Here is a 26134-nt window from a genome sequence, read left to right on the forward strand (position 1 = left end):
CTAGTCGGCCATCGTCAACGTCGCCAACAGGCCGGTGAGTTCGATGGCCCGCCGTACGACCTTGGACGGCCTGATGCTCAGCGCGATACCCGACTCCGTGCAGTAGCGGTTCAGCTGGACCAGCACCGACAGGCCCGAGGAGTCACAGAAGCCGACGGCGGTCATGTCGATCACCGCGGTGCTCGGCCGGCGGCTTTCCAGCAGGTCACGGATTTGGCTGCGGAGCCGAGGGCTGCTCGCGGCATCGACATCGCCCGCGACCTCGACGGTGAGGGCATCGTGCGGGTGTTCCGCCGCGGTCACGGCGAGTGGTGCGGGCTGCGCGGCCTCGGTATCGAACGCCATTCCACGACCGTAAAAGCCCCGTGGCCGGTACGCAACCGTCAGCCTCCCGTGGGGACGCCCGCTGCTAACCTCGCCCTATGGCCTGCCGCATCACCGAGCTGGTCCTCGATTGCGCCGATCCGGTCCACATGGCGAAGTTCTGGTGCGAGGTACTCGGCTACGTCGAACTCGGCAAAGAGGGCGCCGACATCGAGATCGGCCCGCCCGGAACCGGCTTCGGCGGCCCGCAACCCACCTTGGTCCTCAGTCTCAGCGAGGACCCGAAACCCGGCAAACTGCCCCTGCACATCGACGTGAGCCCCACCGACCGCGATCAGGACGCGGAACTGGAGCGGTTGCTCGCCGCGGGGGCGCGGAAGGCCGACATCGGACAGACCGGCTCCGAGTCGTGGCATGTGCTTGCCGACCCCGAAGGAAACGTCTTCTGTCTCCTTCGCCGTCGGGTCGACCCCTGAATTGGACGGTAACCGATGACAGACGAACGACTGTGGCAGCTCGACAAGACCGCGTTCGCTACCGCCGACGGTTCCGGCCAGGTCGGGTCAGGCCCGCTGTCCGAGCAGTTCGTCGAACTCACCCGCCTGCTGCTGACCGCCTCGACGCCGGCACAGGTCCTGCAACAGATCATCGACGCCGCGTACCGGGTGGTACCGGGCGCGGATCTGGTGTCGGTCACCCTCCGGGCAGCGGACGGGACCTTCCACACGCCCGTCGCGACCGAGAAGGTGGCCGTGGAGCTCGACGCGGTGCAGTACCGCGCCGGAACGGGACCCTGCGTCGACGCCGCCGCCAGCGAGAGCCCCGGCCACGTCCGTAGCGATGACCTGGCCCACGAGACGAGGTGGCCGGACTTCTCCCAGGCCGCGGTGCGGCACGGTTTCACCGCGATCCTGACGACCGTTCTGCTGCCCGAAGCGACTCCGCCTCGGCTTCCCGGGGCGTTGAACATCTACAGCCGCCGCCCGGACGCCCTCGGCCCGGTCGCCCAGGACACCGCCCTGCTGCTGGCCACGCACGGCTCACTCGCGCTGGCGGGCACCAACGCCGTGAGCCGGGCGGACCTGGAAGCGCGCCATCTGCGGCGTGCCATCGAATCCCGCGACGTCATCGGCCAGGCCAAAGGGATTCTCATGCGTCGCCGCGGGCTGACCGCGGACGAGGCCTTCGACCTACTGCGCCGCACTTCGCAGGACCTCAACGTCAAACTCGCCGAGCTCGCGAGCACCCTCGCCGCCCGGCATACGGAACTCGACGGCCACTGAGAACGCGAACGGGCCCGGCCGAAGGATCGGCCGGGCCCGTCGACGTCTCGACTCGGTACGACGACTCAGTCGAGGTCGAACCGGTCGAGTTCCATGACCTTGGTCCAGGCCGCGGCGAAGTCGGCGGCGAACTTCTCGCGGCCGCTCTGGCCCGAGTAGACCTCGGAGAGCGCGCGCAGCTGCGAGTTGGAGCCGAAGACGAGGTCGACCGCGGTGGCGGTCCACTTCACCTCGTCCGAAGCGACGTCACGGATCTCGTACACGTTCTCCTCGGACTCCGACACCTTCCACCGGGTCCCCGGCGCGAGCAGGTTGGTGAAGAAGTCGTTGGTGAGCACACCGGGCCGGTCGGTCAGGACACCGTGCTTGCTGCCGCCGAAGTTGATCCCGAGCGAGCGCAGGCCGCCGACGAGGACGGTCATCTCGGGCGCGGTCAGGTCGAGCATGTAGGCACGCTCGACGAGCAGGACCTCCGGCTGGAGCTTCTCACCGGAACGCAGGTAGTTGCGGAACCCGTCGGCCCGCGGTTCGATCAGCTTGAACGACTCGACGTCGGTGTCCTCCTGCGTCGCGTCGGTGCGACCCGGGTGGAACGGCACGGTCACCTCGGTGCCCGCGTCGCGCGCCGCCTTCTCGACGGCGGCCGTACCCGCCAGCACGATGAGGTCGGCCAGCGAGATCTTGGCGCCGCCGGCGTCGTTGAACTCGCGCTGGATGCCCTCCAGGGTCTCCAGGACGCTCGCGAGCTGCTCGGGCTCGTTGACCTCCCAGTCACGCTGGGGCGCGAGGCGGATCCGGGCACCGTTGGCGCCGCCGCGCTTGTCGGTGGAGCGGAAGCTCGCCGCGGCCGCCCACGCGGTGGTGACCAGCTGGGCGACCGTGAGCCCGGACTCGAGCACCTTCGCCTTGAGCGCGGCGATGTCGGCGTCACCCACGAGTTCGTGGTCGACCTCCGGCACCGGGTCCTGCCACAGCTGCGGTTCGGGCACCCACGGTCCCAGGAAGCGGCTGACCGGACCCATGTCGCGGTGCAGCAGCTTGTACCAGGCCTTGGCGAACGCCAGTGCGAACTCGTCCGGGTTCTCCAGGAAGCGGCGCGAGATCTTCTCGTACGTCGGGTCGACGCGCAGCGCCAAGTCCGTCGTGAGCATGGTCGGCTTGTGCTTCTTGGCCGGGTCGTGCGCGTCGGGGATGATCGCCTCGGCGTCCTTGGCGACGTACTGCTTGGCGCCACCGGGGCTCGTGGTGAGCTCCCACTCGTAGCCGAAGAGGATCTCGAAGAAGCGGTTGCTCCACTGCGTCGGCTTGTCGGTCCACGTCACCTCGAGACCACTGGTGATCGTGTCGGCGCCCTTACCGCTGCCGTAGGTGCTCAACCAGCCGAGGCCCTGCGTCTCGATCGGGGCGGCCTCGGGCTCCGGGCCCACGTGGTCATCGGCGACGCCGGCGCCGTGGGTCTTGCCGAAGGTGTGGCCACCCGCGATGAGCGCGACGGTCTCCTCGTCGTTCATCGCCATCCGGGCGAAGGTCTCCCGGATGAAGTGCGCGGCCGCCGCCGGGTCCGCGCTACCACGGGGTCCCTCCGGGTTGACGTAGATGAGGCCCATCTCGGTGGCACCGACGTCGGGCACCATCTCGGTGTCGCCCGCGTAGCGCTCGTCACCCAGCCAGGTGTCTTCCGGACCCCAGAAGATCTCCTCGGGCTCCCAGGTGTCCTCGCGGCCGAAACCGAAGCCGAACGTCTTGAAGCCCATCGACTCCAGCGCGACGTTGCCCGCGAGCACGAGCAGGTCGGCCCACGAGATCTGCTGGCCGTACTTCTCCTTGACCGGCCACAGCAGCCGTCGTGCCTTGTCGAGGTTGGCGTTGTCGGGCCAGCTGTTGAGCGGGGCGAACCGCTGAGCGCCGTCACCGGCACCGCCACGGCCGTCGTGGATGCGATAGGTACCCGCGGCGTGCCAGCTCATCCGGATCATCAGGCCGCCGTAGTGGCCGAAGTCGGCGGGCCACCAGTCCTGCGAAGTGGTGAGCACCTCGGCGATGTCCCGCTTGAGGGCCTCGACGTCGAGCTTGGCGAACTCCTTGGCGTAACTGAAGTTCTCGCCGAGAGGGTTGGCCTTCGAGGAGTGGGCGTGCAGCACCGAGAGGTCGAGCTGGTTGGGCCACCAGTCCTTGTTGGTGCGCGGACGGCCTCCCGACTTCGGCGTCGGCGAGTCGATCGCCGGGTTCTCGCTCTCGCTTCCGTGCGCGGTCACGGAGTCGTGGGCCACTGGGCAGCCCTTGGCCGGGGTGTCGCTCATTTACTTCCTTCCGAGCAGGCGAATCATCGCTGGATGGGTTCGGCCGCGCAGCCAGGGCATAGACCCCAGTACACGACCTCCGCCTCGTCGACCACGAAACCGTGGCCGTCCGAGGCGGTCAGACAGGGCGCGTGGCCGACGGCGCAATCGACGTCCTCGATCGCACCGCAGGACCGGCACACGACGTGGTGGTGGTTGTCCCCCACCCGGGTTTCATAGCGGGCGAGCGCACCGGCGGGCTGGATACGCCGGACCAGGCCGGTTTCGGTGAGCGCGCGCAGGACGTCGTACACCGCCTGGTGCGAGACCGTGGGAAGTTCGGCCCGCACCAGCGCGATCACCGTTTCGGTATCGACGTGCGGGTGGTCGCGCAGCGCGGCGAGCACGGCCAGCCTCGGCCGCGTCACCCGCAACGAGACGGCCCGCAGCTGTGCCTCGAAGTCGGACATCACCGACGACGATAAAAGCTTGTCTGGAATCAGTCAAATCAGGGCGGGCGATTCACCCGGGACGGATCGTCCTTACGGGACAGTCGCCGCCGGAGCTTCGCCGGGGTCCCAGCCGTCTGTGCGCCACGCCACGGATTGCCGGCTCGCGCTCCGGGTACTCCCGCCGTGGTGAAAGGACACGGAAGGTGAGGTAGCCCGGTTGTTCTACTGGACAGTGCTTCTCGCGGCTTCGGCCGGCGTGATCTTGCTCGCGATCGAGGCGACCCGCGCATCGACCGAGCCCTACCCGGTTTCGGCGAAGCGGACTCTTGCCGCGGCCTGGTCCGCCCTCGTGGCGGGAACATCGTGGTGGGCCGTGAGTCCCGGTGCCGCACCGGTGGTGCTCATCAGTGTGGCCACGGCCTTCGCCATGGCTTCGCTGAATCGCGAAGAGCGTCCGCACTCGGTTCGCACGCCACATCAGCCGCCCTCGGTCTGATCACCCACACGAAGCCATGGCGGGCCGCGCACGTTCAGCACGGCCCAGACGACCTTCCCGCCCCACCAGGACAAGCTGCAGCCCCAGATACGAGCCGTCTCGGCGACCAGCCTCAATCCCATTCCGGGTACGCCCGCGCTCCGTCGTTCCAGCAGCACGGCCTGGTGCGGATCGTCGTCGGCGACCGAAACGGACAACAACCCGCGCCGCAGCTCCAACTTCAGTTTCGGCCGCGAGGCGGTGTGCCGGATCGTGTTCTCCACGAGTTCGGTCGCGATGAGCGCTACGTCCTCGGCGTACTCGGCCAGTCTCCACTCCGCGCAGACCCGCCCGACGAAGCGCCGGGCGAGCACGGAAGCGACGTCCGTGGCGACGAGGTCCTGCACCGCCTGGCGTCGCGGCGGATGAGCGCGCGCCCGTTCGGCTGTCACGACATCGGGGTGGACGGCCACGAGTCTGTCGACAGCCGCGGACGCCAGCAGCCCTCGGTGTTCCGGCGAGGAGGAGACGATCGCGAACGGGATTCCCGGCCAGTCGCCGATCCGGCGCGCGGCCACCGCGAACACCTTCACCAGCGAACGGTCGCGGATGGTGAGTCCGTCGATGTCGGCGATCACGAAATCCGGAGAGCCGGTGGCGACCTTCAGGAGCCCATCGCGCAGGTGAGAGCAGTTGACCCGATTCAGCGTGCCGGTCACCGTGAGCACCGTCGACTCCGGGCGACTCTCCGGTACCAGCCGTAGTTCACTGTCGGTAGCGCTCATCAGGTTATCCCCATACCTCCGGGTTACCCGGATCACACCGCCCAAACGTGGCCGCCGAATACTCGCCTCGATTCCGGGTACTCCCCGACAGGGTTCGAAAATCGCGACCCCAGGACACACCTCAAGGAGGCGCAGATGACCGACCGAAGCGACGCGTCCGCCGAAGGCGTCAAGGGCGCCATCGAGGACATCAAGGGCAAGGTCAAGGAGACCGCGGGCACCTTCACGGGCAACGACTCGCTGGAGCGCGAAGGCAAGGCACAGCAGCAGAAGGCATCCGCGCAGGAGACGGTCGCCGAGAAGGAGGCGCAGGCGGATCGCGCGAGGGCCGAGGCCGACCTGGCCGAGGCACGCGAGCGCAAGGAACAGTAGGCGCGACATCCCATGGTCCGCACACACAGGGGGAGGCCGCCGGACGGACCGTCCGGCGGCCTCCCGCTGATCCAGGACCGATCCAAGAGCCTCGGCGAGGGCCTTGGCCACTGTGTCAGCGAGGAGACATGACCGCACCCGGCCCCGAACCCGAAGACGTCCCCGGCCTCGAACGAGGTGGTTCCGTGCGGCCGGGAGACGTGCCACCCGACGCCGGGCAAACCTCCGGCCTTTCGCACCCTCAGCCGATCCCGTCACGCGGACCGGGAATCGTCACGCTCATCGTGATCGGCGTCCTGGTACTGGGCGTCGCCGGATTCTTCGTACTGCGCGCCCTCGACCTGCTCTAGCGGCCGATGCCCGACACGGGCTTCCCGTGCCGGGCATCATTTCCGCGCGTCCGCTACTGGGACAAGCGGCTCGCCAAAAGCTTCTTGCCCTGCTCGGCACCCTTGCGGCTCTCCTCCTGCGCGCGGCGGAAGAATCCGGCCAGTTCCTCATCCCCGTCGCGGTCCGCGTCCTTCGCGTAGGCCTCCATGCGCAGCGCGTTGGACAGGCAGGCCTCGGTGAACCAGATGAGGTTGTAGTGCTTGTCCTTGGTGCCGGTGATCTCGCCGGTCTCGGTGTGCGTCACGATCGCTCCTTTCCTCTCGGACTTTCTCCCGAACCGACCGCATACCCGGCATCGGGCGGTTTCATGCCGGACCGGCGGCGGAGTTTCGACCCTGAACCCATTCAGCCCAGTCACTCCATAATGCCGCTACGAATTCCGCACCGTCGGAAAGCGGCTCGGTATCTATTTCCGCCGGACCGGAGTAGGGTCGGAATCGGTCGTTTCATCGACCACCGATGACCGCTTTCCAGCGGGACGTTTGAGCTTCTTGCTCCTCCACCATCGGTCTCGGATCCAGGAAAGTCGAAATGCGACGCAATCGCACGATTTCCACCCTTGCCGGCGCCATGGTCCTCACCGCCGGATCGGCCGTTCTCCTGCCCCTTCCGGCGCAGGCCCGTGCCGAATCCGTCGCCTGCACCGAAACGGCGTTGATCACCGCGCTCGACGCGGCCAACGCGGCAGGCGGCGGCACCGTGACCTTGACCCCGGGCTGCACCTACACCCTCACCGACGCCCATGGCGACGACGGCGTGCACGGCCCGGCCGGACTTCCGATCATCACCACGCCCATCACCCTCGATGGCAACGCCAACACCATCACCCGCGCTTCGTCCGCGGCCGCGTTCCGCATCGGCCAGGTGGCTTCCACCGGAGGCATCACGCTCAAGGCCGTGACCTTCGGCAACGGTCACGCGGCCACCGCCGGCAGTAACGACGGCGGCGGCATCCTCAGCTTCGGCGCGGTGACCCTTACCGGAAGCGCGCTGTCGGGCAACACCGCCAACGGTCGAGGCGGAGCCTTGTACAGCACCGGAACCTCGTCGGCGGCGACGTTCACCAGCAGCACGGTCGACGGCAACACCGCCGGGCAGGGTGGCGGTATCGCGAGTGTGAACGGGACGCTCACCCTTACCAGCAGCGTGGTCACCACCAACGCGGCGACGGTGAATCCCGGCGGGATCTATTACGCGGCGGGTTCGGCGAGCTTGAACACCTCCACGGTGACGGCCAACACCGCGACCAACTGCACGGGCAGTCCCTCGCCGGTCCCCGGCTGCATCGGATGACTTCCCGTTCTTTCGCGATAACGAGCTTGGCTATTTCTCCAGGAAAGAAGAAATGATGCGAAGAAGCCGCAGCGTTTTGCGGACCGTCACCGGCGCCGCCATCCTGACTGGTGGAATGATCGCGTTGACACCGTTGGCCCAGGCGACCACCATTCCCGTGGCATGCTCTGAAAACGCCCTCGTCGACGCCATCAACCTCGCCAATTCCACCGTCGACAAGGACACCCTGACGCTGGCGGGCGGCTGCACCTACGCACTGACCTCGCCGCACGGCGGACCCGCCAACGGGCTGCCGGTCATCACCACGCCGATCGAACTGCTCGGCCCGGCGACCATCACGCGGAGCGCGGTACTCCCCTTCCGGATCGCCGAAGTCAGCGCAGGCGGCAACCTCACCCTCACCACCTCGGTCACCTTCGCCAACGGCAGCGTGGTCGGCGCCGGCGGCGGCATCCTCAACCGAGGCGCTGTGACGCTCACCGGCAGCAGCTTGAGCGGCAATCACGCCACTCTCGCGGGCGGCGGTCTCGCCAACGTCGACACCCCGTCCGGCACCGCGCCCGCCGCGTCGTTCACCAGAAGTGACGTCCTCGGAAACACCGCGCTGCTCCAGGGCGGCGGCATCTACAACGGTCTTCGCGGCACCTTGACCACCACGGGCGTCACCGGCAGCCCGATGCTCATCAGCGGCAACACCGGCGCGCAAGGTGGCGGGATAGCCGCGGTCGACTCGACGGCCACGACCATCACCCAGACCGCCGTGACCGTGAACCACGCGCTCCTGACCGCGGGCGGGGTCTTCCGGAGCAACGGGACCATGACCACGAACAACGCGCCGATCAGTGCCAACACCCCCGGCAACTGCGTCGGCAGCACCCCGGCGGTACCGGACTGCACCGGCTGACCCGGCTGCATCACCGAACCGCCAAGTGAGACAAGGGAACAGCAGGAAGCGCCGATCACCGTGATCGGCGCTTTCTCGTTTCCGGACCCCGCTTGGTTTGACGGAGGGCTGAAGCGTTGGCATCGTCGAAGAACCAGCTGAACGAAAAGCGGAGGCGTTGGCGCTCCCTGTCGAGCCAGGCTTGGCTTCGAGCGCGACCACTCCGTCGAATAGCCGGCCGAAAGAGGAGATCCTTGACCAAGAGCCATCACTACGTCGCCGCGGTGCGATGGACCGGCAACACCGGGTCGGGCACCACCGGCTACCGCGATTTCAGCCGGGATCACGAGATCAGCGCGGGTTCCAAACCGATGATTCCCGGCACCGCCGATCCGGCCTTCTGCGGCCTGCCGGAGCGATGGAATCCCGAAGAACTGCTGATCGTCTCCCTGTCCCAGTGCCACATGCTGTGGTATCTCGTGCTCTGCGCCCGTGAGGGCATCGTGGTCACCGAGTACTCCGACAACCCGTCCGGCACCATGGTCGAGAACGCCACCGGCGGTGGCCGGTTCGAAGAAGCTGTCCTCCGCCCGCTGGTGAAGCTGGCATCCCAGGCCGACCGCGAACGTGCCCTCGCGGTGCACGAAAAGGCGCACGAACTGTGCTTCATCGCCAACTCCGTCAATTTCGAGGTCCGTACCGAGCCGACCTTCGCCGACGATTGACACGCAACAGCATGTCGACCAGCTCTTCGACGGCGTCGCCCTGCTGCTGCCGTAACGCACTCCGCGCCTGCTGGCCAGGCTCGTCCCCGCACGCGACCGCCAGGCGACCATCGCCTCCCTGTCCCGCCCGCCCTTGCTTCTCGCGTTCCGGCACTGCGGACCTACCCAGTTTTGTACAGCCCTTCAACCGAGGAGCGGCTCAGTCGCGCGGCGGTTCGCCGACCACGATGTGCACGAGATGCCGGACAGCCCGTAGGCGCCGACTTCCAGCGACGGCCGCGCCGGGATAGGGCCAAGCGATCTGAGGGCGGACACCGGCGATCCCCAGTCCGGCCCAGTCGACACTGGACGTCCCGCTTCCCGGCGGCGTCCGATGGCGGTGCCGATCGCCTGCAACTCGATGGTGTCCCCCACCGGGGCGGCGTTGGCGCAGGCGCGGTCGATGACCTGGAGGTACCCCTGCACAAGCGACGCGATGATCGCTTTCGCCGTTCGTCCCTTGCGTCTCCGCATGAACGCCTGGCGACCTGCAGGGGGCGATGACCCGCCTCTGCCACGGGACTCGAATGCCGCCCATTGCGGTTCACCGAGAAAAGCGCCCTTACGTTGACTACCTGGATAGAGCAGTCGGTAAGGGTTTAATAGCACTAATGTTGGTTAATCACTGGCATGCGGTCGTGTCACCTGGTCCAACCGGTTGAGCGCGGCCGAGGCCCGGCTGGTTGAACGACCAGCCAGCCGGGCCGCCTCCACCTTCGGACCTGACCGTACGTCCATTCTGGAAGCCGTCCTGACCACTGTGGACGGCAGCGCGGCGCAAGTAAGAAACGCTGCTCCGGCAAGCCCAAGACGGTGCACCTGACGACCCGACTTACGGGTCAACTTGGCCACGGCTCCGCAGACCCTCCTTTAGAGGCTCTTCGAGGAGAGTCAGCTCACCGTGAAGTGCAACGACCTCGGCGACATCGTGACGATCGGACTTGATCTGCCCACAGATCAAATGACCGCGATAGCGAAAGCAGGAGAAGGACCACCGACGCCATGTCAGCTCCCGAAATAGCAAAGGCGCCGATCAAAAATGATCGGCGCCTTTGCGATGAAGCTGTACGTACCCCCGATGGGATTCGAACCCACGCTACCGGCGTGAGAGGCCGGCGTCCTAGGCCGCTAGACGACGGGGGCTAGGAATTTCCTCCTGCGAGAGGAGTTTTTCAGTTGTCGACCTGCTGTGTTGCTGCGGAGAAACTTACCAGACCGGGTTTCCCGCCTTCGCAGGGGGGTCACTCTGCGTTTCGCTCCGGAGAGTTCTCCAGCTGGGGTACCAGGACTCGAACCTAGACTAACTGGACCAGAACCAGTCGTGCTGCCAATTACACCATACCCCAGTGAGGTACCGTTCCGGCCTTGACCGGCTCGGTGCCGCACGAGAAAGAATACTAGAGCACGCTGTTCCGCACCGTGAAAGCGGGGGTCTCCGTAGCGCGCTGGGCCGGGACGCCGAGCTTCGCGAACTCGGAAACCAGCAGCTCAGGGAGCTCGTCGAGGCCCGAGATGGTGTGCACGCCGACCGGCGCGCGCTCGGCGATGCCGTCCCGGTCGAGCCACACGGCGCCCAGTCCGGCGTCGCGTGCGCCGATGGCGTCGGTGTCGAGCTTGTCTCCGACATGGACCGCTTGCGCCGGGTCGCAGCCGAGGCCGAGGCAGACCGAGTGGAACATCACCGGGTCCGGTTTGGCTACTCCGAGTTCACCGGCGATGGCCACGTGGTCGAAGAACCGGGCGAGGCCGAGATCGGCGATCTTCTTGCGCTGATGCGCGCCGGATGCGTTCGTGACGGCGGCGACGAGGACACCGGCGGCGCGTAGCCATTCCAGGCAGGGAAGGACATCATCGAACAATTGCCATGAACGTGTGAGAATTTCACGTCGACGTCTTTCGAAGCCGGTGACCTGCTCTTCGTCGGCCAAAATGCCGATCTCCGCGAGGAAGCATTCAGTACGCTTGTGATGCATGGTCGCGTAATCGATTTCGCCCGCCACCACCAGTGCGACGTGCTCCTCGGTGATGAGATCCCATAGCGGCCAAAGGTCGTTCTGGCCGGTGAGCGTGCGCAGGCTGAGCCGGATCGCCGCCGTGCAGTCGATCAAGGTGTCGTCGATGTCGAGACACACCAACCGCAACTCCGGGGGCTCCCAAGGGGCTCCGTCCGGAACGGCAGGCGTGGTTCGTGACGAGGTCCGGGGCACGAGAGCGAAATCCACCAAGTGAGGCTAGGGCACTCAGCGCGATCGCGACTCTGCCGATGAGGTGATTAAAGCTGCTCTGTTCCGGCGCGGGCACTCTACTCCCAGTTGGTGAGATGTCGTGTTTTAGTTACCGGACAACGCCGAATGATGACGACCGAGTGAAGGGTCACCGTTCAGCGCGCTTCAGGCCCGTCAGGTCGCGCACACCCGGTAACGGACACGAAAGCCTTACAGGACTTGAGACCCGGACCGTCCACAAGCGTATCTTCGCCCGTGTTCCTGTTCGACTGTCCTTCTGGGACCGTTCCCACTCGACTCAAGTCCTCTTTGGACAGTTGACCGCGGGGCTCGCGGATCGCGCCTGTGCCCGCCGCTCCGATCAGCGGCTCCGTCTGGATGGCGCTTGACGCACCGGCAGGGCAGGTGCATGCTGAGCTTATTCAACAAGTGATGAATAAGGGTTTCGAAGGGGTGGGACGGATGAGTGAACGCCCGAACTGCGTGGTCGTCGGCGGTGGCCCCGCGGGCATGGTCGCCGGGTTGCTGCTGGCCAGGGCCGGCATCGAGGTCACGGTGCTGGAGAAGCACAAGGACTTCCTGAGGGACTTCCGCGGCGACACCGTGCACCCGTCGACGTTGACCTTGCTGGACGAACTGGGGCTCGGCGAGAAGTTCCTCAGCCTGCCGCACAGTGAGATCTCCTACGCCGGTTTTCCCACCGAGGACGGCACGATGATGCGGCTGGCCGACCTGACCCGGCTGAAGGTGGCGCACCCTTACATCGCGATGGTCCCGCAGTGGGACTTCCTCGACCTGCTCGCCGATGCCGGCGCGAAGGAGCCCACGTTCACGCTGCGGCAGAGCACCGAGATGACCGGGCTGATCCTGGAGCGGGGCCGGGTGAGCGGGGTCCGCTACCGCGACGCCGACGGGAAGACCGGCGAACTGCGCACCGACCTGGTGATCGCCGCCGACGGGCGCTGGTCACTGGCCCGGCGGGAGGCCGGGCTGACGCCGAAGGAGTACGGCACCCCGTTCGACGCGTGGTGGTTCCGGATCTCGCGGCGGGAGGGCGAAGGGGAAGGCATGCTGACCCCGAAGATGCGGAACCGCCGGTTCGCCGTGCCGCTGCCGAGGAAGGGCTACTTCCAGGTCGCCTACCTGGGCCCCAAGGGCGAGGACCTGCGGACCAAGGGCATCGAATGGTTCCGGGACAACGTGGCCGACGTCTGCCCCGAGTTCGCCGATCGCGTGGACGAGCTGAAGACGACCGACGACATCAAGTTCCTCGACGTCAAGCTCAACCTGCTGCGGAAATGGCATCTCGACGGGCTGCTGTGCATCGGTGACGCGGCGCACGCGATGTCACCGGTCGGCGGGGTCGGCGTCAACCTCGCGGTGCAGGACGCGGTCGCGGCCGCCACCCTGCTCGCGGAACCGCTGCGCCGGGGCAGGCCGACCGTGGCGGACCTGGCGAAGGTCCGCAGGCGCCGTCTCGCGCCGACGATGCTGGTGCAGGGGCTCCAGCGGATGCTGCACAAGAACGTCATGCGACCGGTCATGGAGGGCAGGCGCGACGGCCCGCCCGCCCTGATGGTGAAGCTGTTCAGCCGCTTTCCCGTGCTCTCCTACGTGCCCGCGCGGCTGCTAGGCCTGGGGCTGCGGCCCGAGCACGCCCCTGCCTTCGCGCGGCGGGCGATGGAGCCGGCCGGGAGCTAGCCTCCAGATGTCATGAACGGGACTTTCATCGCGAATTTTGCGATGAAAGTCCCGTTCATGACACGCGTCAGACGGCCTGGACCGGATTCGTCAAGGTGCCGATGCCGTCGATGGTGATCGAAACCGACTGACCGTCCTCGATCGGGCCGACGCCCTCGGGGGTTCCGGTCAGGATGACGTCGCCGGGCAGCAGGGTCATCACCCCGGACACGAATTCGACCAGTTCGGGGATCTTGTGGACCAGGTCCGACGTCCGGCCGTCCTGCTTGAGCACACCGTCCACCTCGGACCTGAGCGCGAGGTCGGCCGCGTCGATCGAGGTCTCGATCCACGGACCCAGCGGGCAGAAGGTGTCGAAACCCTTCGCCCGGCCCCACTGGCCGTCGGCCTTCTGCAGGTCACGCGCGCTGACGTCGTTCGCCACGGTGTAGCCGAGGATCACGCTCGCCGCGCGGGCGGCGGGCACGTTCTTCACCGGCTGGCCGATGACGATCGCCAGTTCGCCTTCGAAGTCGACGCGGCCGATGCCGTCGGGACGGCGGATGGGCGCGTTCGGGCCGATCACCGTGGTCGACGGCTTGATGAACAGCATCGGGTCCGCCGGGACCTCGTTGCCGAACTCCGCGGCGTGCTTGGCGTAGTTGCGGCCGACCGCGATCACCTTCGACGGAAGGATCGGCGCGAGCAGCCGGACGTCGGCGAGCGGCCAGCGCTTGCCGGTGAAGTTGGGGTTGCCGAAGGGGTGCTCGGCGATTTCCAGTACCTGGGCGTCGTCGCCGTCCCCTTCGATCGAAGCGAACGCGACACCACCGGGATGAGCAATTCGGGCTAGGCGCACTCCCCCACTCTACGACCTGTGCGCGGGTGCCTCGCTGAGGGACTTGTGCACGAGCGCGTCGCACAGCGCGAGCCAGCTCGCCTCGACGATGTTGCCGTGCACGCCGACCGTGGTCCATTCCCGTTCACCGTCGCTCGTTTCGACGAGCACGCGCGTGACGGCGTCGGTGCCCGGATGGCCGGGCAGGATCCGCACCTTGTAGTCGGCCAGCTCGACACTGTCCAACCAGGACAGATGCGGGCTGAGTGCCTCGCGCAGGGCGGCGTCGAGCGCGTGCACGGGGCCGTTGCCTTCGGCGGTGGCGATCACCCGCTGGCCGGCGACGTGCACCTTCACCGTCGCCTCGGAGACGACCTCGCCGTCGGACCGGTGGTCGAGTACGACCCGGTAGGACTCGAGTTCGAACGGCGGTTCGTCGAGGACGTCGCTCTGCGGGCCGTCGACCTCCCGCCGCAGCAACAATTCCAGTGAAGCGTCCGCGGCCTCGAAGGACCAGCCTTCGGACTCGAGTTGCTTCACCTTGCGTATGGCGCTCGTCAGCGCTTCGGGCTGGCCGGCAAGGTCGACCCCGAGCTCACGTCCCTTGAGCTCCAGACTGGCCCTGCCGGCCATCTCGGTGACCAGTACCCGCATGTCATTGCCGACAGAAGCTGGATCGATGTGGTTGTACAGCAACGGATCCACCTTGATCGCGCTCGCGTGCAGTCCCGCCTTGTGGGCGAAGGCCGACGCCCCTACGTAAGCCTGGTGGGTGAAGGGGGCGAGGTTGGCGATTTCGGCAAGCGCATGGGAGACCCGGGTCAGCTCGGCGGCGCCTCCGGTCGGGAGAACCGCCATTCCGAGCTTGGTCACCAGATTTCCCGTCACGGCGAACAGATCGGCGTTACCCGCCCGTTCGCCGTAACCATTGGCGGTGCACTGGACGTGCGTCACGCCGGCCTGCACGGCGGCGACGGAGTTCGCCACCGCGCAGGAAGTGTCGTCCTGACAATGGATCCCGAGCCGGAATCCGGTCCTTTCCTTGACCTCCCGGACGGTTTCCGCGAGGCCGAGCGGCAGTTGGCCGCCGTTGGTGTCACACAGCACGGCGACGTCGGCTCCGGCGTTCATCCCCGCGTCGAGCACCTTCAACGCGGTGTCCGGGGAGAACGCGTAGCCGTCGAAAAAGTGTTCCGCGTCAAGGAAGACGCGACGTCCTTCGCCGACGAGGAACGCGACGGTGTCCCGCACCATCGCGCAGGCTTCGTCGACGTCGACCCGCAGTGCGCGCTCGATGTGACGAAGGTCCGATTTGGCCACCAGCGTGATCACCGGTGCCTGGGAGTCGAGCAGGGCGCGAACCTGGGTGTCCTCCTTCGCTGTGGTGCCCGCCTTCCGGGTCGCGCCGAAGGCAACGAGCGCGGCGTGGCGGAGTTTCAGTTCGCCGGAAGCCGCGCGGGCGAAGAATTCCGTGTCCTTGGGCAGCGCGCCCGGCCAGCCGCCTTCGATGAACCCGACCCCGAGATCGTCGAGCAGCCTCGCCACCGCCAGTTTGTCCGTGACGGAGTAGGAGATCCCCTCGCGCTGCGCGCCGTCGCGCAACGTCGTGTCGTAGAGGTGGAACGCGTCGCCGAGCGGGGTGTCGGCGGGCTCCGTGCGAGTCACGGGGAACTCCTCATGGTGGCGGCAAAGCTGATTCAGGCAACGCTGTGTTTTGAAAACAAAAAAACCTCCCGCATGGGTGCGAGAGGTTGCGCGCCGGGGGCTCTTGTGGAGCGGTTATCCGGCGCGCTCGGCGATAATGATGGTGCAGGAGGTCACGAACGCATCATGGCACACGCTCCGCCGGACGTCCACAAGCCGGGCAGGACTTCCCAACCGCTGAGACGCCGTGTGGGGCCCGAATGCTATGAAAGGTCCTTTCCTTGCGAAATTTGCAAGGAAAGGACCTTTCATAGCGCGCTAGGGAACTACTGCGTGACCGTGCGCACGTTGGACGAGACGAGGGCCGCCAGCCGGTCCCCGATCGCGTGCGTCGCGCCGGGCGACGCCTGGTCGCGGGTCGCGAGGTCGAAGGCCACCGAGGCCTCGATCCGGCGCGCCGCTTCCTTCTGTCCCAAGTGGTCCAGCAACAGCGCGACCGAAAGCACCGCGGCGGTCGGGTCGGCGAGACCCTGGCCCGCGATGTCCGGGGCGCTGCCGTGCACCGGCTCGAACATGCTCGGGTTCCGCCGCGTGATGTCGAGGTTCCCGCTCGCCGCGAGCCCGATGCCACCGGTCACGGCCGCCGCGAGGTCGGTGATGATGTCGCCGAACAGGTTGTCCGTCACCACGACGTCGAAGCGGGACGGGTCGGTCACCAGGTGGATGGTCGCGGCGTCCACGTGGGAGTAGGCGACCGTCACCTCCGGGTGCTCCAACGAGACCTCTTCGACGATCCGCGACCACAGCGAACCCGCGTACTCCAGCACGTTCGTCTTGTGCAGCAGCGTCAGGTGCTTACGAGGCCGCGCCTCGGCACGGTTGAACGCGTCCGTCACCACGCGCCGGACGCCGAACGCCGTGTTGACGCTGACCTCCGTCGCGATCTCGTGCTCGGTGTCCTTGCGCAGCAAGCCACCGTTGCCCGCGTACGGGCCTTCGGTGCCTTCACGCACGACGACCATGTCGATCTCGCCCGAATCGGCGAGCGGGCCGCGCACACCCGGGTACAACCGCGCGGGGCGGAGGTTCACATGGTGGTCGAGCTCGAACCGGAGCCGCAGCAGCAGCCCACGCTCCAGAATGCCGCTCGGCACCGTCGGGTCGCCCACCGCGCCCAGCAGGATCGCGTCGTGCTGCCGGAGTTCACCGAGTACGGACTCCGGGAGCAGCTCACCGGTGGAGTGCCACCGGGCGGCGCCGAGGTCGTAGTTCGTGATCTCCGCCGCCGGTACGACCTCACCGAGCACCTTGAGCGCCTCGGAGACCACTTCGGGCCCGATCCCGTCTCCTGGGATCACCGCGAGCCGCATCCACACACCTCCGTAGACCAGGCCACCGGCAGTCCGGATGGCCCATCCGCAAGAAAACGCCAGCAGCGGAAGGTTACCGGCTGTAGCCCGGTAGCCGTAGCCGCACCACCCTTATGCCGGAACCTCCCACAGAGCGAGACAGCCGAAAGGGTGAATACAAGAAGGGACGCCCTGGCGCACAGCTTGCCGCCAGGGCGTCCCTCACCTCATCGAACGCGGATCACCGCACTACCGATCAGCCCACCCCGATCGGCTGGCGACCGGTGTGCCGCCCGCCGTTGCCCGGCCGGTCGACGCCGGCGTCGCCACCACCGGCGTTCGCCTGGATCTTCACCACGTTCGCCCGGTTGCCCGAGGCGTTGTGGTGCTCGATCGCCAGCAGGCCGAGCACGGTGTCCTGCGCGGCCGCGTTGCGGTTGACCACCAGCGCCGTGCCCGGCTTCGCGACGTAGCCCAGCGCGGAGTCGCCGCCGCCCTGGACGGTGTACGCGGGAGCCAAGGCGTCGAAGGAAAGCGGCGTGCCGACGTAGTCGATCGTCGACGAGTCCGCACCCGGCGCCGCGTAGAACCCGGAGGTCCCGACCGTGTAGCTGATCTTGTGCGACGCGGCGTTCGGGTCGATGCCCAGCGCGGCGATGCTCACCGGCAGCACGACGACGTTGGTGTCGTACACGTTCGTGTCGACGTCGCCGAGCTGGCCGTTGATCGGCTGGATGTCGACCTGCGGGAAGCCTGGCTTCAGTGCCACGGTGACCGCCACGAGGACGTCGGTCGACGTCACCTTGGTCACATAGGTCTCGAAGTCCGGCTGTCCGTCGCCCGTGGTGTCGATGTCCACGAACGGCGAGGTGTTGCTGCCGAGGTTGGCCAGGTCGCTCCAGGTGGTGAGACCGAAGGCCAGCAACGCGTTCTCCGGCTCACCCTGCGCCTTGGCCAGCGGGGCCGTGGACGCCGCGCCGACGTAGCGCAGGTCGGCGCCCTTGGCGGTCTGGTTCAGCGTGCAGTCGGTGGTGACGTCGCCGTCGCACTCGGGCAACTGCGGGGATTCCGCCTGCAGTTCGAGCACGCTGATCAGCGAGCGGTACCGCTGCGGGCCGGTGCCCTGGTCCACACCCTTGCCGGTCAGGTTCAGCACGGCCTGGTTCTGGCCGGCCCCGAAGTTGACGTTGCCCGGGGTGTTGATGGACGAGACGGGCTTCGGCGCGGAGTACACCGAGAGCCGCAGCGGAACGGTCGTGCCGCTCTTCGGGGTGAACGCGATCCGGCCGGAGGCGTCCGCCACGAACTGCCGGGCGAGCCCGACCTGCGTGGCCGCCATGGTCGGGTCCATGACCTTGCGCAGCGCCTTGGGGTCGGCGATCTTCAGGGTCACCTTCACCAGCGCGACACCGCGCGGGCTCAGCTTCACGGTCGGCTTGTCCACTGTGTACTCGACACCGGGGAGCGAGTTCACGGCTTCGTAGCCCACCGAGTACTCGACCGGCTTGATGCCCTTGTTGACCACCTTGACCGTCTTGGTCAGGGTGACCGGACCGCCCGCTTCGACGACGCCGAAGTTGACCGTGACGAAGCCGGGGTTGTCGACGACGTACGCCAGGACCTGGTTGTCCAACGCGGCTTTCGCGTCGATCCGGCCGCTGCCGACGCGCTGCGGGCCGTAGGTGCGGCCGGAGGCGTCGCGGATGTCGTGCCCGGCGGTGTTGACGACCGAGGCCTTGACCTCCTCGACCGACCAGTCGGGGTGCGCCTGACGGATCAGGGCGGTGATACCCGAGGTGTGCGGAGCCGCCATCGACGTCCCGGAGATGACCAGGCGACCGGCCCCGCTTCCGCTCAACGCGGACGAGATCGAGTCACCGGGCGCCGCGACGTCCGGCTTGACCGCCGGGCCACGCCCGCCACGCGAGGTGAACGAGCTCGGGGTGTCCACAATGGACTGATCGGTGGTCGGCACGGACACGCGGCCCTTGCCGGTCATGCGGACCTGCAGTGTGCCCGCGGTCAGCGCCGGGCGGACCGAGGCGGTCGCGCTGCCGGTCAGCTGGAACGTCGGCAGGGCCGCGTTACCCGCGATCCCGGCCGAGAAGTGCTCCAACGTCGACGAGAACAGCGCGCCCTTGGCACCGGCGGCCTGCGCGTTGTTCGAGCGGGCGCCCGAACCGCAGGCGCGGGTCGCGTCGTTGTCGTCCCATTCGAGGAAGACGATCTTGCCCGCGGCCTTGGCCTTGTCGGCGGCGGAGTACGGCTTGCAGCCCGCGGCGTTGTCGGCCGACAGCGTGACCACCGGCGCGGTGACGTCGAGCGTGTCGTAGGCCGCGTAGTTCTGGCTGAACTGCCCGGTCTTCGCACCCTTGACACCGTCGGGAGCGACGGCCTCGACGGCGTCGCGCAGGACGGACGCGTCACGGCTGCTGGCGACGGTCAGCGCCTCGGGCGTGTTGCCCGGCGCGCCGCCGACGTCGTTGAGGTCACCGCCGTTGCCCGCGGAGAACACCGGGACGACGTTGTTCGCGGCGATCTTGCGCACGAACAGCGAATCCGGGTCGTCCGGGGTGGCGAAGTCGCCACCCAGCGACAGGTTGACCACGTCGAGGTGGTCGGTGAAGTCGCCGTCGCCGTCCGGGTCGAGCGACCAGTCGAGCGCCTGCGAGGTGACGTTGGTCGAGCCGTCGCAGCCGAAGACCTTGATCGCGTACAGCAGGGCCTTGGGCGCGGTGCCCGGGCCGATCTGCATCGCTTCGATCTTCTTCTTGTTGAGCTTCTTGTAGTCGCCCGTGAAGGTCTTGCCCGCTTCGTCGACACCGAATCCGGCGACCGTGCCCGCGACGTGCGTGCCGTGGTGGCCGCACGAGATTGGGTTGGGGTCGGGCTTCGGGACGTGTAGGGCCGGGTCGTCGCTGCCGGTGTCGTAGGCGTCGCCGACCAGGTCGATACCGCCGACGACCTTGTCGGTCGGGAAGGCCGGGGTGGCCTGGTCGCGGTTGATCGCCTTGTACGCCTCGGCCGTGCCCGGGCCGCCGAAGGTGGCGTGGGTGTAGTCGATGCCGTCGTCGATCACGCCGACGCGGATGCCGTCGCCGTAACGGCCGGTCTGCTGCCACGACGCGAGTGTGTTGGTCAGCTGGACCGCGCTGGAGTTGGTGCGGGTCTTCGGCACCACCTTCTTGACCGAGATGACGTCCGGCCGCTTCGCCAGCTCGCGGATCTTCGCCGCGTCGGCCGTGACGACCGCGCCCGCGACCGCGTTCGAGGTCTGCGTGACCAGCTGGGTGCCGGCGTCGGCGGCCTTGAGCTGACCGACCACCGAGTTCACCGTGGCGGCGGCGTCGGCCTTGGCCGCCTTCGCGGCCTGCTTGGCCTTCTCCTTGCCGGCACCCTTGTTCTGCTCGGCGTTGAAGGCGTCGACGGCGGGCTGTTTGGCCAGCTCGACAAAGGCGGTGATCTTGCCCTGCGCGGCCTTGAGCTTCGGTTCGACCTTCCCCTGGAAGCCATTACGGTCGATCTTCGCCGGCGTGACGCCGTCCGCGAGCGGGACATCCTGTGCGGCTGCCGTCGCCCCGGTCACGGACGTCGCGAGCAGTGCGGCGAAGACCGCGGCCGATGAGCGGACGGCCCACCGGGGTACGCGGGATCTGTTCATGAGTACGTGCCCTCACTCGAGGCCTTGACTTCGAACCTGCCTGCCGCTCGAACACACCCCCGACGGTGAGCCCCGGCGCCGCGCCGTGCCCTTGACGACGCGATGGTTCGGCCTCGCCGCAAGAACCTATCCGGGGACCAGCACGACTTCAGTAGGCATTTTTCACCCGTTATTCAATCTTGCTCTGCGTTCCGCGAACCCCGCACACACAACTACCGCAGTTAGTCGACGAATTGCGAGTAAGTACATGAAGGCCCCCATCCTTGCGCTAGGCGCAAGGATGGGGGCCTTCATGTACTTACTGGGGAGGTCAGCCGAAGTTCACCGCGCGGATCGTGTGCGCGCCGACGGTGGCACCGATCGGCTCCAGCAGGTGCGAGTCCACGGAACGGTCGACGCGCAACAGCATCACCGCGTCCGCGCCGTCGGTGGTCTGGCTGATCTGCGCGGCCTCGATGTTGATGCCCGCCTCGCCGAGCAGCGTGCCGACGCGGCCCATGATGCCCGGGCGGTCCGGGTACTCGAGCAGCAGCACGTTGCCCTCGGCGCGCAGGTCGAAGTGACGGCCGTTGACCTCGACCAGCTTCTCGACGTCGTCCTTGCCGGTGACCGAACCGGACACCGACAGGGTCGCGCCGTCGGCGTAGACCGCCCGGACGGTGACCAGGCTGCGAAACTTGGGGCTTTCGGTCTCGGTGACCAGTTCGACCTGGACACCCAGTTCTTCGGCGACGCGCGGCGCGTTCACGAAGGTGACCTGGTCCTCGACGACGCCGGAGAACACACCGCGCTCGGCGGCGAGCGGGAGCACGCTGACGTCCTCGCTGGACAGCTCGCCCTTGACCACGACGGTGACCGAGGACGGCGCCTTCGGGTTGAGCGCGGTCAGCACGGTGCCGAGCTTCTGGGTGAGCGAGAGGTACGGCCGCACGAGCTCGCCGACCGTGCCGCCGCCCGCGACGTTCACCGCGTCCGGCACGAAGTCGCCGCGCAGCGCGAGCAGCACGGACTTCGCGACGTCGGTGCCCGCGCGATCCTGCGCCTCGGCGGTCGACGCGCCGAGGTGCGGCGTGACGACGACGTTCGGCAGCCCGAACAGCGGGCTCTCGGTGGTCGGCTCGGTGACGAACACGTCGACACCGGCGCCGCCGACGTGGCCGGAGCTCACCGCTTCGGCCAGCGCCTGCTCGTCGATGAGGCCACCGCGCGCGGCGTTGACGATGATGACGCCCGGCTTGACCTTCTTGAGCGCCTCGGCGCCGATCAGGCCCTTGGTCTCCGGGGTCTTCGGCAGGTGGATGGAGATCGCGTCGGCGCGCTCCAGCAGCTCGTCCAGCGTGACCAGCTCGATGCCGAGCTGCGCGGCGCGGGCAGCCGAGACGTAGGGGTCGTACGCGATGAGCTTGGTGTCGAAGGCGGCGAGGCGCTGCGCGAACAGCTGGCCGATCTTGCCGAGGCCGACCACGCCGATGGTCTTGCCCTGGATCTCGACGCCGGAGTAGGCGCTGCGCTTCCACGCGCCGCCCTGCAGGCTCTGGTCCGCGGCCGGGACCCGGCGGGCGACCGCGAGCAGCAGTGCGACGGCGTGCTCGGCGGCGGAGACGATGTTCGACGTCGGCGCGTTGACCACCAGCACGCCGCGTTCGGTGGCGGCGGGGACTTCGACGTTGTCCAGTCCGACGCCGGCGCGAGCGACCACCTTGAGCGAGGTGGTGGCGGCAAGGACCTCGGCGTCGACCTTGGTGGCGGACCGCACGAGCAGCGCGTCCGCCGTCTTCACGGCTTCGAGCAGCGCGGGGCGGTCCGTACCGTCCACATGCTGGACCTCGACCTCGTCGGAGAACACGCTCAGCACGGAAGGAGCGAGCTTCTCCGCGATGAGGACGACGGGCTTGTTCGGCTTGGTCACGATACGGCTCCCACTATCTGGTCCAGTGCCTCAGAACTACGGCCACGCCGTTGTGCCCGGTTGCGCCGCAGTTTAGACCTGGTGACAGGGGATTGTTAACTCGCCCGTAATCCGGCGAAAACGAGATCCAGGAGCCGGTCGAGGCCCTTGTCACCCGAAAGATGTTCACTGGCCCAGGAAAGCGCGTGCAACAGCACCAGTAATTCGTGTGCTGTGACGTCCGCCCGGAGTTCCCCCGAAGCCTTCGCCCTTTCCACCAGGTGGGACACGCCCCCCTGCATCGCGTGACACGAGGCGTACAGCGGAGAGGTTTCGTCGTTGAGGACGTCGACCATCAGTTCGGGCAGTCCGCGGTACCTCGCCGACTGTTCACCCATCCCGGTGAGCCAGGCCTTCAGCGCGGTCAAGGGCTCCGGCGAGTCCAGGAGTTCGCGTGCCGCCGACGCCTGCGCGTCGAACCCCTCGCGGAGCACGGTCTCGACCAAGGCCTCCCGCGTCGGGAAGTGCCGGTAGAGCGTCCCGATGCCCACACCGGCCTGACGGGCGATCTCTTCCAGCGACGCCTCGACCCCGTGTGCGGCGAAAGCGCGCCGCGCCTCTTCGAGGAGGCGCTCGTAGTTACGCCGGGCGTCCGCGCGCAGCGGTTTCTTCACGGTGTCCATCGCGCCCCTGAGCCTAGCCTCGACAAATCGGAGGCAGCCTCCGTATAGTTCGCCCAGTAACCGGAGGCAGCCTCATGTTAGCTGGGGAGACGCAAGAATGACCTTGATCGAAGAGACACGGGACCAGCTCGGACCGGTCGGTGTCTGGTTGCCGCTGGGCATGGTCCAGCCACCACCCGACGAGGAACGACGCGCGACGCGACGACTGGAAGAGTTCGGCTACCGCACGGTGTGGGGCGGTGAAGGACCGGGGAACCGGGAACTGTTCGCGCACAGCGCGATCGCGCTCGCCTCGACCGAACGAGTGGTGATCGGCACCGGCATCGCCAACATCTGGTCACGGCCCGCGTACACCACCCAGGCCGGCGGACGGGCGCTCGCGCACGCCTTCCCCGGCCGGTTCGTGCTCGGGGTCGGCATCGGCCACGCCCACCAGGCCGCGAAGTCCGGATCGGACTACCGGCCGCTCGAACAAACCCGTGAGTACCTCGCCAAGATGGCCGAGGCCGCGGCCGAATTCCCTTCGCCGGTACCGTTTCCGCGCGTCCTCGCCGCCGTCGGCCCCAAGATGCTCGCACTCGCGCGGGACGCGGCGGACGGCGCGCATCCGTTCGCCCAGCCCTTCGAGCACACGCCGTACTCCCGCGAGATCCTCGGACCGGACAAGCTGCTCATCCCGACCCATTCGGTGCTGCTCGGCGACCGGGAGCAGGCGCGGGCGAGCGTCGCGAACGACATCGCGCTGATGAAGCAGTACGACGTCCCGCACTACTTCAAGGGCTGGAAGCGGCTGGGCTACACCGACGCGGACATCGACGGCGTCAGCGACCGGCTCGTGGACGGGCTGGTCGCCTGGGGTGACGAGGAGAAGATCGCCCGGCGGATCAAGGAACTCGTCGACGCCGGCGCGGACACCGTGCTCGTCAGCCCGGTCGGCTACGAACTCGAGACACTGGTGACGCAGCTCGAACGGCTCGCCCCCGCCTTGACGGCGGTGACCCGATGAGCGTCGGCATCTGGACCTTTTCCTTCGACGGCAAGAAAATCGGCGAAGTCCGCGACGCCGCCTCCGAAGTCGAAGAACTGGGATTCGACACGTTGTGGTTCGGGGAGTACCTGGGCCGGGAGGCGTTCACGCAGGCAGGTCTGCTGCTCGCGGCGACCTCCCGGCTGAAGGTCGCCACCGGGATCGCGCGGTTCGACCAGCGCGAACCGGCCACCGCCGCGGCCGCCGGACGCACTCTCGCCGAGGCCTATCCCGGGCGGTTCATCCTCGGACTGGGCGGACACCGGCGGGGTACGAAACCACTGGAAGCCATGCGCGGCTACCTCGACGGCATGGACGCTGCCGAACTGTCCACACCGGACTCCCCGCATCGGCGGCTGCTGGCCGCGCTGGGACCGAAGATGCTCGCCCTGGCGGCGGAACGCGCCGACGGGGCACATCCGTACTTCGTCCCGGTCGAGCATACCGCGCAGGCGCGGGAGGTCATGGGACCATCGGCTTTCCTGGCCGTCGAGCAGGCGGTCGTCCTGGGTTCGGACCGGGAACTCGCGCGGCAACACGTGTCGGCGTACTTGGAACTGACGGCCCACCATCAGGCGAATCTGCGGCGGTTCGGCTTCACCGAGGAGGACTACGGCTCGGACGCACTCGTGGACGCGTTGGTCGCCGTGGGCGAAGAGGCGATCTCCGCGCGGATCCAGGCACATCTGGACGCGGGCGCCGACCACGTCTGCCTTCAGGTGCTGACCGGGGACGACCGGATCCCGCTGGCGGAATGGCGGATTCTGTCGGGGGTGGGCGGTAGCGTGCGGAAGCGTGACGTCACCGGCTGAACTCGCTTTCGACAAGGCGCGCGAACTGATCGACGCGCGAGACCTCGACGGGCTCGCGCGGCTGATCGGTGACCTGCCCACCCTCGTCCACTCGCACGGGAAGAACGGGAACGACCTGCTCGGCATGGCCACCGCCACCTGTGACGAGCGGCTGTGCCGGATCCTGCTGGAGCACGGTGCCGATCCGGCCTCGGCGAACGTGCACGGCTGGACGGCGCTGCACCAAGCCGCGTATGTCGGGCTGCCGCTGCTGGTCACGATGCTGCTCGACGTGGGGGCCCCGGTCGACGTGCCCGCCCGCGGCGACGGCGGGACACCCCTGGTCGTCGCGCTGTTCTGGGGCCACCGCGAGGCCGCCGAAGTGCTGGCGGCGCGCGACCTCTCCCCCGGCAACCTGCGGGTGGCGGCGGGCCTCGGCCGGGCCGACCTGCTCGACACCCTGATCGCGCCGGACGGCACGCTAGCGACGGCGGCGGGCGCGCATCGCGAGTTCTACCGGCCGCACAGCGGGTTCCCGGAATGGCGACCGAGCGACGATCCGGCCGAGGTCGTCAACGAGGCCCTTTCGTGGGCCGCTCGGAACGACCGGTCCGACGCGGCGCGGACGCTGGTGGCGCGGGGTGCCGAAGTGGACGCCGACGTCTATCGCGGGACGGCGTTGACGTGGGCAGCCGCGCAAGGGAAGGCCGAGGTGATCGGGACTTTGGCGGAACTCGGCGCTTCGGTGAACCATCGGGGCACCTTCGGCGGGCATTCCCACGGGGAGGGCGTCACGGCACTGCATTTGGCCGTGCAGGGCGGGCATGTGGACACGGTCCGGGCTTTGCTGGCGGCGGGGGCGGATCCTTCCCTAGAGGATTCGTTGTACTCGTCGTCGGCGTTGGGGTGGGCTGAGCATTTCGGGCAGGCGGAGATCCTGTCGGTGCTGCGATCCGCCTGAGCGCGCGCTATGAAAGGTCCTTTCCTGGCAAATTTTGCCAGGAAAGGACCTTTCATAGCATCCCGGCACCCACTGCCCCCTGTCCCG

General features: G+C 67.9%; 25 protein-coding genes and 2 tRNA genes. 12 read left to right on the forward strand and 15 right to left on the reverse strand.

Features of this window, described 5'->3' with window-relative positions:
• A complete protein-coding gene (locus tag ACZ54P_RS09655) occupies positions 1–345 on the reverse strand; it encodes an STAS domain-containing protein (protein ID WP_465461093.1) in 345 nt (114 codons plus the stop codon).
• A 77-nt stretch (positions 346–422) separates the two neighbouring features.
• Between ACZ54P_RS09655 and ACZ54P_RS09660 the strand changes: the two genes are divergently transcribed.
• Positions 423–800 carry a VOC family protein gene (locus ACZ54P_RS09660; protein ID WP_465461094.1) on the forward strand — a complete coding sequence of 126 codons (378 nt, stop codon included), beginning with the start codon at positions 423–425 and terminating at the stop codon, positions 798–800.
• Positions 801–815: 15 nt separating this feature from the next.
• Positions 816–1607, forward strand: a complete 792-nt coding sequence (locus ACZ54P_RS09665) for an ANTAR domain-containing protein (RefSeq protein WP_465461095.1) — start codon at positions 816–818, stop codon at positions 1605–1607.
• A gap of 65 nt (positions 1608–1672) precedes the next feature.
• On the opposite strand, the gene katG is transcribed toward ACZ54P_RS09665, so the two are convergent.
• The gene (gene katG, locus ACZ54P_RS09670) at positions 1673–3907 is read right to left on the reverse strand and encodes a catalase/peroxidase HPI (protein ID WP_465461096.1); all 2235 of its coding nucleotides are present in this window, start codon (positions 3905–3907) and stop codon (positions 1673–1675) included.
• Between the two features lie 23 nt (positions 3908–3930).
• Positions 3931–4356: a Fur family transcriptional regulator gene (locus tag ACZ54P_RS09675; protein WP_465461097.1), complete on the reverse strand. Its 426-nt coding sequence runs from the start codon at positions 4354–4356 to the stop codon at positions 3931–3933.
• Between the two features lie 199 nt (positions 4357–4555).
• Between ACZ54P_RS09675 and ACZ54P_RS09680 the strand changes: the two genes are divergently transcribed.
• A complete protein-coding gene (locus tag ACZ54P_RS09680; RefSeq protein ID WP_465461098.1) occupies positions 4556–4834 on the forward strand; it encodes a hypothetical protein in 279 nt (92 codons plus the stop codon).
• Here the strand turns inward: ACZ54P_RS09680 and ACZ54P_RS09685 are convergent.
• Positions 4816–5598, reverse strand: coding sequence for an ATP-binding protein (locus ACZ54P_RS09685; protein ID WP_465461099.1), 783 nt, complete (start codon positions 5596–5598; stop codon positions 4816–4818). The two genes, ACZ54P_RS09680 and ACZ54P_RS09685, sit on opposite strands and share 19 nt — an antisense overlap.
• A gap of 135 nt (positions 5599–5733) precedes the next feature.
• Here ACZ54P_RS09685 and mbp1 point away from each other — a divergent pair, with 135 nt between their 5' ends.
• Complete coding sequence (gene mbp1, locus ACZ54P_RS09690; RefSeq protein ID WP_465461100.1) at positions 5734–5970, forward strand: microaggregate-binding protein 1; 237 nt, start codon at positions 5734–5736, stop codon at positions 5968–5970.
• A 128-nt stretch (positions 5971–6098) separates the two neighbouring features.
• Positions 6099–6320: a DUF6480 family protein gene (locus ACZ54P_RS09695; protein WP_465461101.1), complete on the forward strand. Its 222-nt coding sequence runs from the start codon at positions 6099–6101 to the stop codon at positions 6318–6320.
• 53 nt (positions 6321–6373) lie between these two features.
• Here ACZ54P_RS09695 and ACZ54P_RS09700 read toward each other — a convergent pair whose 3' ends face one another.
• Positions 6374–6604 carry a hypothetical protein gene (locus tag ACZ54P_RS09700; RefSeq protein WP_208616240.1) on the reverse strand — a complete coding sequence of 77 codons (231 nt, stop codon included), beginning with the start codon at positions 6602–6604 and terminating at the stop codon, positions 6374–6376.
• A gap of 287 nt (positions 6605–6891) precedes the next feature.
• On the opposite strand from ACZ54P_RS09700, the gene ACZ54P_RS09705 reads away from it, so the two are divergent.
• The 3 genes from ACZ54P_RS09705 to ACZ54P_RS09715 all read left to right on the forward strand — a co-directional run bounded on the left by ACZ54P_RS09705 (position 6892) and on the right by ACZ54P_RS09715 (position 9261).
• On the forward strand, positions 6892–7653 hold the full coding sequence (locus ACZ54P_RS09705) for a hypothetical protein (RefSeq protein WP_465461102.1): 762 nt from the start codon (positions 6892–6894) through the stop codon (positions 7651–7653).
• 52 nt (positions 7654–7705) lie between these two features.
• Positions 7706–8557, forward strand: coding sequence for a hypothetical protein (locus ACZ54P_RS09710; RefSeq protein ID WP_465461103.1), 852 nt, complete (start codon positions 7706–7708; stop codon positions 8555–8557).
• Positions 8558–8790: 233 nt separating this feature from the next.
• On the forward strand, positions 8791–9261 hold the full coding sequence (locus tag ACZ54P_RS09715; RefSeq protein WP_465461104.1) for an OsmC family protein: 471 nt from the start codon (positions 8791–8793) through the stop codon (positions 9259–9261).
• A 183-nt stretch (positions 9262–9444) separates the two neighbouring features.
• Here the strand turns inward: ACZ54P_RS09715 and ACZ54P_RS09720 are convergent, their stop codons facing one another.
• From ACZ54P_RS09720 to ACZ54P_RS09735, 4 genes are all read right to left on the reverse strand, one after another.
• Positions 9445–9774, reverse strand: coding sequence for a hypothetical protein (locus ACZ54P_RS09720; protein WP_465461105.1), 330 nt, complete (start codon positions 9772–9774; stop codon positions 9445–9447).
• A gap of 596 nt (positions 9775–10370) precedes the next feature.
• Positions 10371–10443 (reverse strand) — tRNA-Glu (locus ACZ54P_RS09725).
• A 131-nt stretch (positions 10444–10574) separates the two neighbouring features.
• Positions 10575–10646 (reverse strand) — tRNA-Gln (locus ACZ54P_RS09730).
• Positions 10647–10697: 51 nt separating this feature from the next.
• Positions 10698–11432 carry an HAD family hydrolase gene (locus tag ACZ54P_RS09735; protein ID WP_465461447.1) on the reverse strand — a complete coding sequence of 245 codons (735 nt, stop codon included), beginning with the start codon at positions 11430–11432 and terminating at the stop codon, positions 10698–10700.
• Positions 11433–11987: 555 nt separating this feature from the next.
• On the opposite strand from ACZ54P_RS09735, the gene ACZ54P_RS09740 reads away from it, so the two are divergent.
• Positions 11988–13226: an FAD-dependent oxidoreductase gene (locus tag ACZ54P_RS09740; RefSeq protein WP_465461106.1), complete on the forward strand. Its 1239-nt coding sequence runs from the start codon at positions 11988–11990 to the stop codon at positions 13224–13226.
• Positions 13227–13293: 67 nt separating this feature from the next.
• Here ACZ54P_RS09740 and ACZ54P_RS09745 read toward each other — a convergent pair whose 3' ends face one another.
• The 6 genes from ACZ54P_RS09745 to ACZ54P_RS09770 form a co-directional block, all read right to left on the reverse strand.
• A complete protein-coding gene (locus ACZ54P_RS09745; RefSeq protein ID WP_465461107.1) occupies positions 13294–14064 on the reverse strand; it encodes a fumarylacetoacetate hydrolase family protein in 771 nt (256 codons plus the stop codon).
• 9 nt (positions 14065–14073) lie between these two features.
• Positions 14074–15708 carry a citramalate synthase gene (cimA, locus tag ACZ54P_RS09750; RefSeq protein ID WP_465461108.1) on the reverse strand — a complete coding sequence of 545 codons (1635 nt, stop codon included), beginning with the start codon at positions 15706–15708 and terminating at the stop codon, positions 14074–14076.
• A gap of 305 nt (positions 15709–16013) precedes the next feature.
• Complete coding sequence (locus tag ACZ54P_RS09755) at positions 16014–17057, reverse strand: 3-isopropylmalate dehydrogenase (protein ID WP_037304890.1); 1044 nt, start codon at positions 17055–17057, stop codon at positions 16014–16016.
• A gap of 235 nt (positions 17058–17292) precedes the next feature.
• Complete coding sequence (locus ACZ54P_RS09760) at positions 17293–20697, reverse strand: S8 family serine peptidase (RefSeq protein WP_465461109.1); 3405 nt, start codon at positions 20695–20697, stop codon at positions 17293–17295.
• 310 nt (positions 20698–21007) lie between these two features.
• The gene (serA, locus tag ACZ54P_RS09765) at positions 21008–22606 is read right to left on the reverse strand and encodes a phosphoglycerate dehydrogenase (RefSeq protein WP_465461110.1); all 1599 of its coding nucleotides are present in this window, start codon (positions 22604–22606) and stop codon (positions 21008–21010) included.
• Positions 22607–22701: 95 nt separating this feature from the next.
• Positions 22702–23268, reverse strand: coding sequence for a TetR/AcrR family transcriptional regulator (locus ACZ54P_RS09770; protein ID WP_465461111.1), 567 nt, complete (start codon positions 23266–23268; stop codon positions 22702–22704).
• Between the two features lie 97 nt (positions 23269–23365).
• Between ACZ54P_RS09770 and ACZ54P_RS09775 the strand changes: the two genes are divergently transcribed.
• Genes ACZ54P_RS09775 through ACZ54P_RS09785 form a run of 3 tightly spaced genes read left to right on the forward strand, consistent with a single transcriptional unit; the run spans position 23366 to position 26047 of the window.
• Positions 23366–24274, forward strand: coding sequence for a TIGR03620 family F420-dependent LLM class oxidoreductase (locus ACZ54P_RS09775; protein ID WP_465461112.1), 909 nt, complete (start codon positions 23366–23368; stop codon positions 24272–24274).
• On the forward strand, positions 24271–25107 hold the full coding sequence (locus tag ACZ54P_RS09780; RefSeq protein ID WP_465461113.1) for a TIGR03620 family F420-dependent LLM class oxidoreductase: 837 nt from the start codon (positions 24271–24273) through the stop codon (positions 25105–25107). The genes ACZ54P_RS09775 and ACZ54P_RS09780 overlap by 4 nt, the downstream gene beginning before the upstream one ends.
• Positions 25091–26047 carry an ankyrin repeat domain-containing protein gene (locus ACZ54P_RS09785; RefSeq protein WP_465461114.1) on the forward strand — a complete coding sequence of 319 codons (957 nt, stop codon included), beginning with the start codon at positions 25091–25093 and terminating at the stop codon, positions 26045–26047. Before ACZ54P_RS09780 ends, ACZ54P_RS09785 begins: the two co-directional genes overlap by 17 nt.
• Positions 26048–26134: the final 87 nt, after the last annotated feature.

It is taken from the genome of Amycolatopsis sp. NPDC034160, from assembly GCF_055575355.1.

What these genes read in the sequence shown, in the direction of transcription:
- mbp1 (WP_465461100.1), top strand. Translation starts at nt 5,734, where the DNA reads ATGACCGACCGAAGCGACGCGTCCGCCGAAGGCGTCAAGGGCGCCATC.
- ACZ54P_RS09780 (WP_465461113.1), top strand. Translation starts at nt 24,271, where the DNA reads ATGAGCGTCGGCATCTGGACCTTTTCCTTCGACGGCAAGAAAATCGGC.
- ACZ54P_RS09660 (WP_465461094.1), top strand. Translation starts at nt 423, where the DNA reads ATGGCCTGCCGCATCACCGAGCTGGTCCTCGATTGCGCCGATCCGGTC.
- ACZ54P_RS09665 (WP_465461095.1), top strand. Translation starts at nt 816, where the DNA reads ATGACAGACGAACGACTGTGGCAGCTCGACAAGACCGCGTTCGCTACC.
- ACZ54P_RS09705 (WP_465461102.1), top strand. Translation starts at nt 6,892, where the DNA reads ATGCGACGCAATCGCACGATTTCCACCCTTGCCGGCGCCATGGTCCTC.
- katG (WP_465461096.1), bottom strand. Translation starts at nt 3,907, where the DNA reads ATGAGCGACACCCCGGCCAAGGGCTGCCCAGTGGCCCACGACTCCGTG.
- ACZ54P_RS09740 (WP_465461106.1), top strand. Translation starts at nt 11,988, where the DNA reads ATGAGTGAACGCCCGAACTGCGTGGTCGTCGGCGGTGGCCCCGCGGGC.
- ACZ54P_RS09655 (WP_465461093.1), bottom strand. Translation starts at nt 345, where the DNA reads ATGGCGTTCGATACCGAGGCCGCGCAGCCCGCACCACTCGCCGTGACC.
- ACZ54P_RS09760 (WP_465461109.1), bottom strand. Translation starts at nt 20,697, where the DNA reads ATGAACAGATCCCGCGTACCCCGGTGGGCCGTCCGCTCATCGGCCGCG.
- ACZ54P_RS09755 (WP_037304890.1), bottom strand. Translation starts at nt 17,057, where the DNA reads ATGCGGCTCGCGGTGATCCCAGGAGACGGGATCGGGCCCGAAGTGGTC.
- ACZ54P_RS09770 (WP_465461111.1), bottom strand. Translation starts at nt 23,268, where the DNA reads ATGGACACCGTGAAGAAACCGCTGCGCGCGGACGCCCGGCGTAACTAC.
- ACZ54P_RS09675 (WP_465461097.1), bottom strand. Translation starts at nt 4,356, where the DNA reads ATGTCCGACTTCGAGGCACAGCTGCGGGCCGTCTCGTTGCGGGTGACG.
- ACZ54P_RS09695 (WP_465461101.1), top strand. Translation starts at nt 6,099, where the DNA reads ATGACCGCACCCGGCCCCGAACCCGAAGACGTCCCCGGCCTCGAACGA.
- ACZ54P_RS09710 (WP_465461103.1), top strand. Translation starts at nt 7,706, where the DNA reads ATGATGCGAAGAAGCCGCAGCGTTTTGCGGACCGTCACCGGCGCCGCC.
- ACZ54P_RS09720 (WP_465461105.1), bottom strand. Translation starts at nt 9,774, where the DNA reads ATGCGGAGACGCAAGGGACGAACGGCGAAAGCGATCATCGCGTCGCTT.
- ACZ54P_RS09685 (WP_465461099.1), bottom strand. Translation starts at nt 5,598, where the DNA reads ATGAGCGCTACCGACAGTGAACTACGGCTGGTACCGGAGAGTCGCCCG.
- ACZ54P_RS09775 (WP_465461112.1), top strand. Translation starts at nt 23,366, where the DNA reads ATGACCTTGATCGAAGAGACACGGGACCAGCTCGGACCGGTCGGTGTC.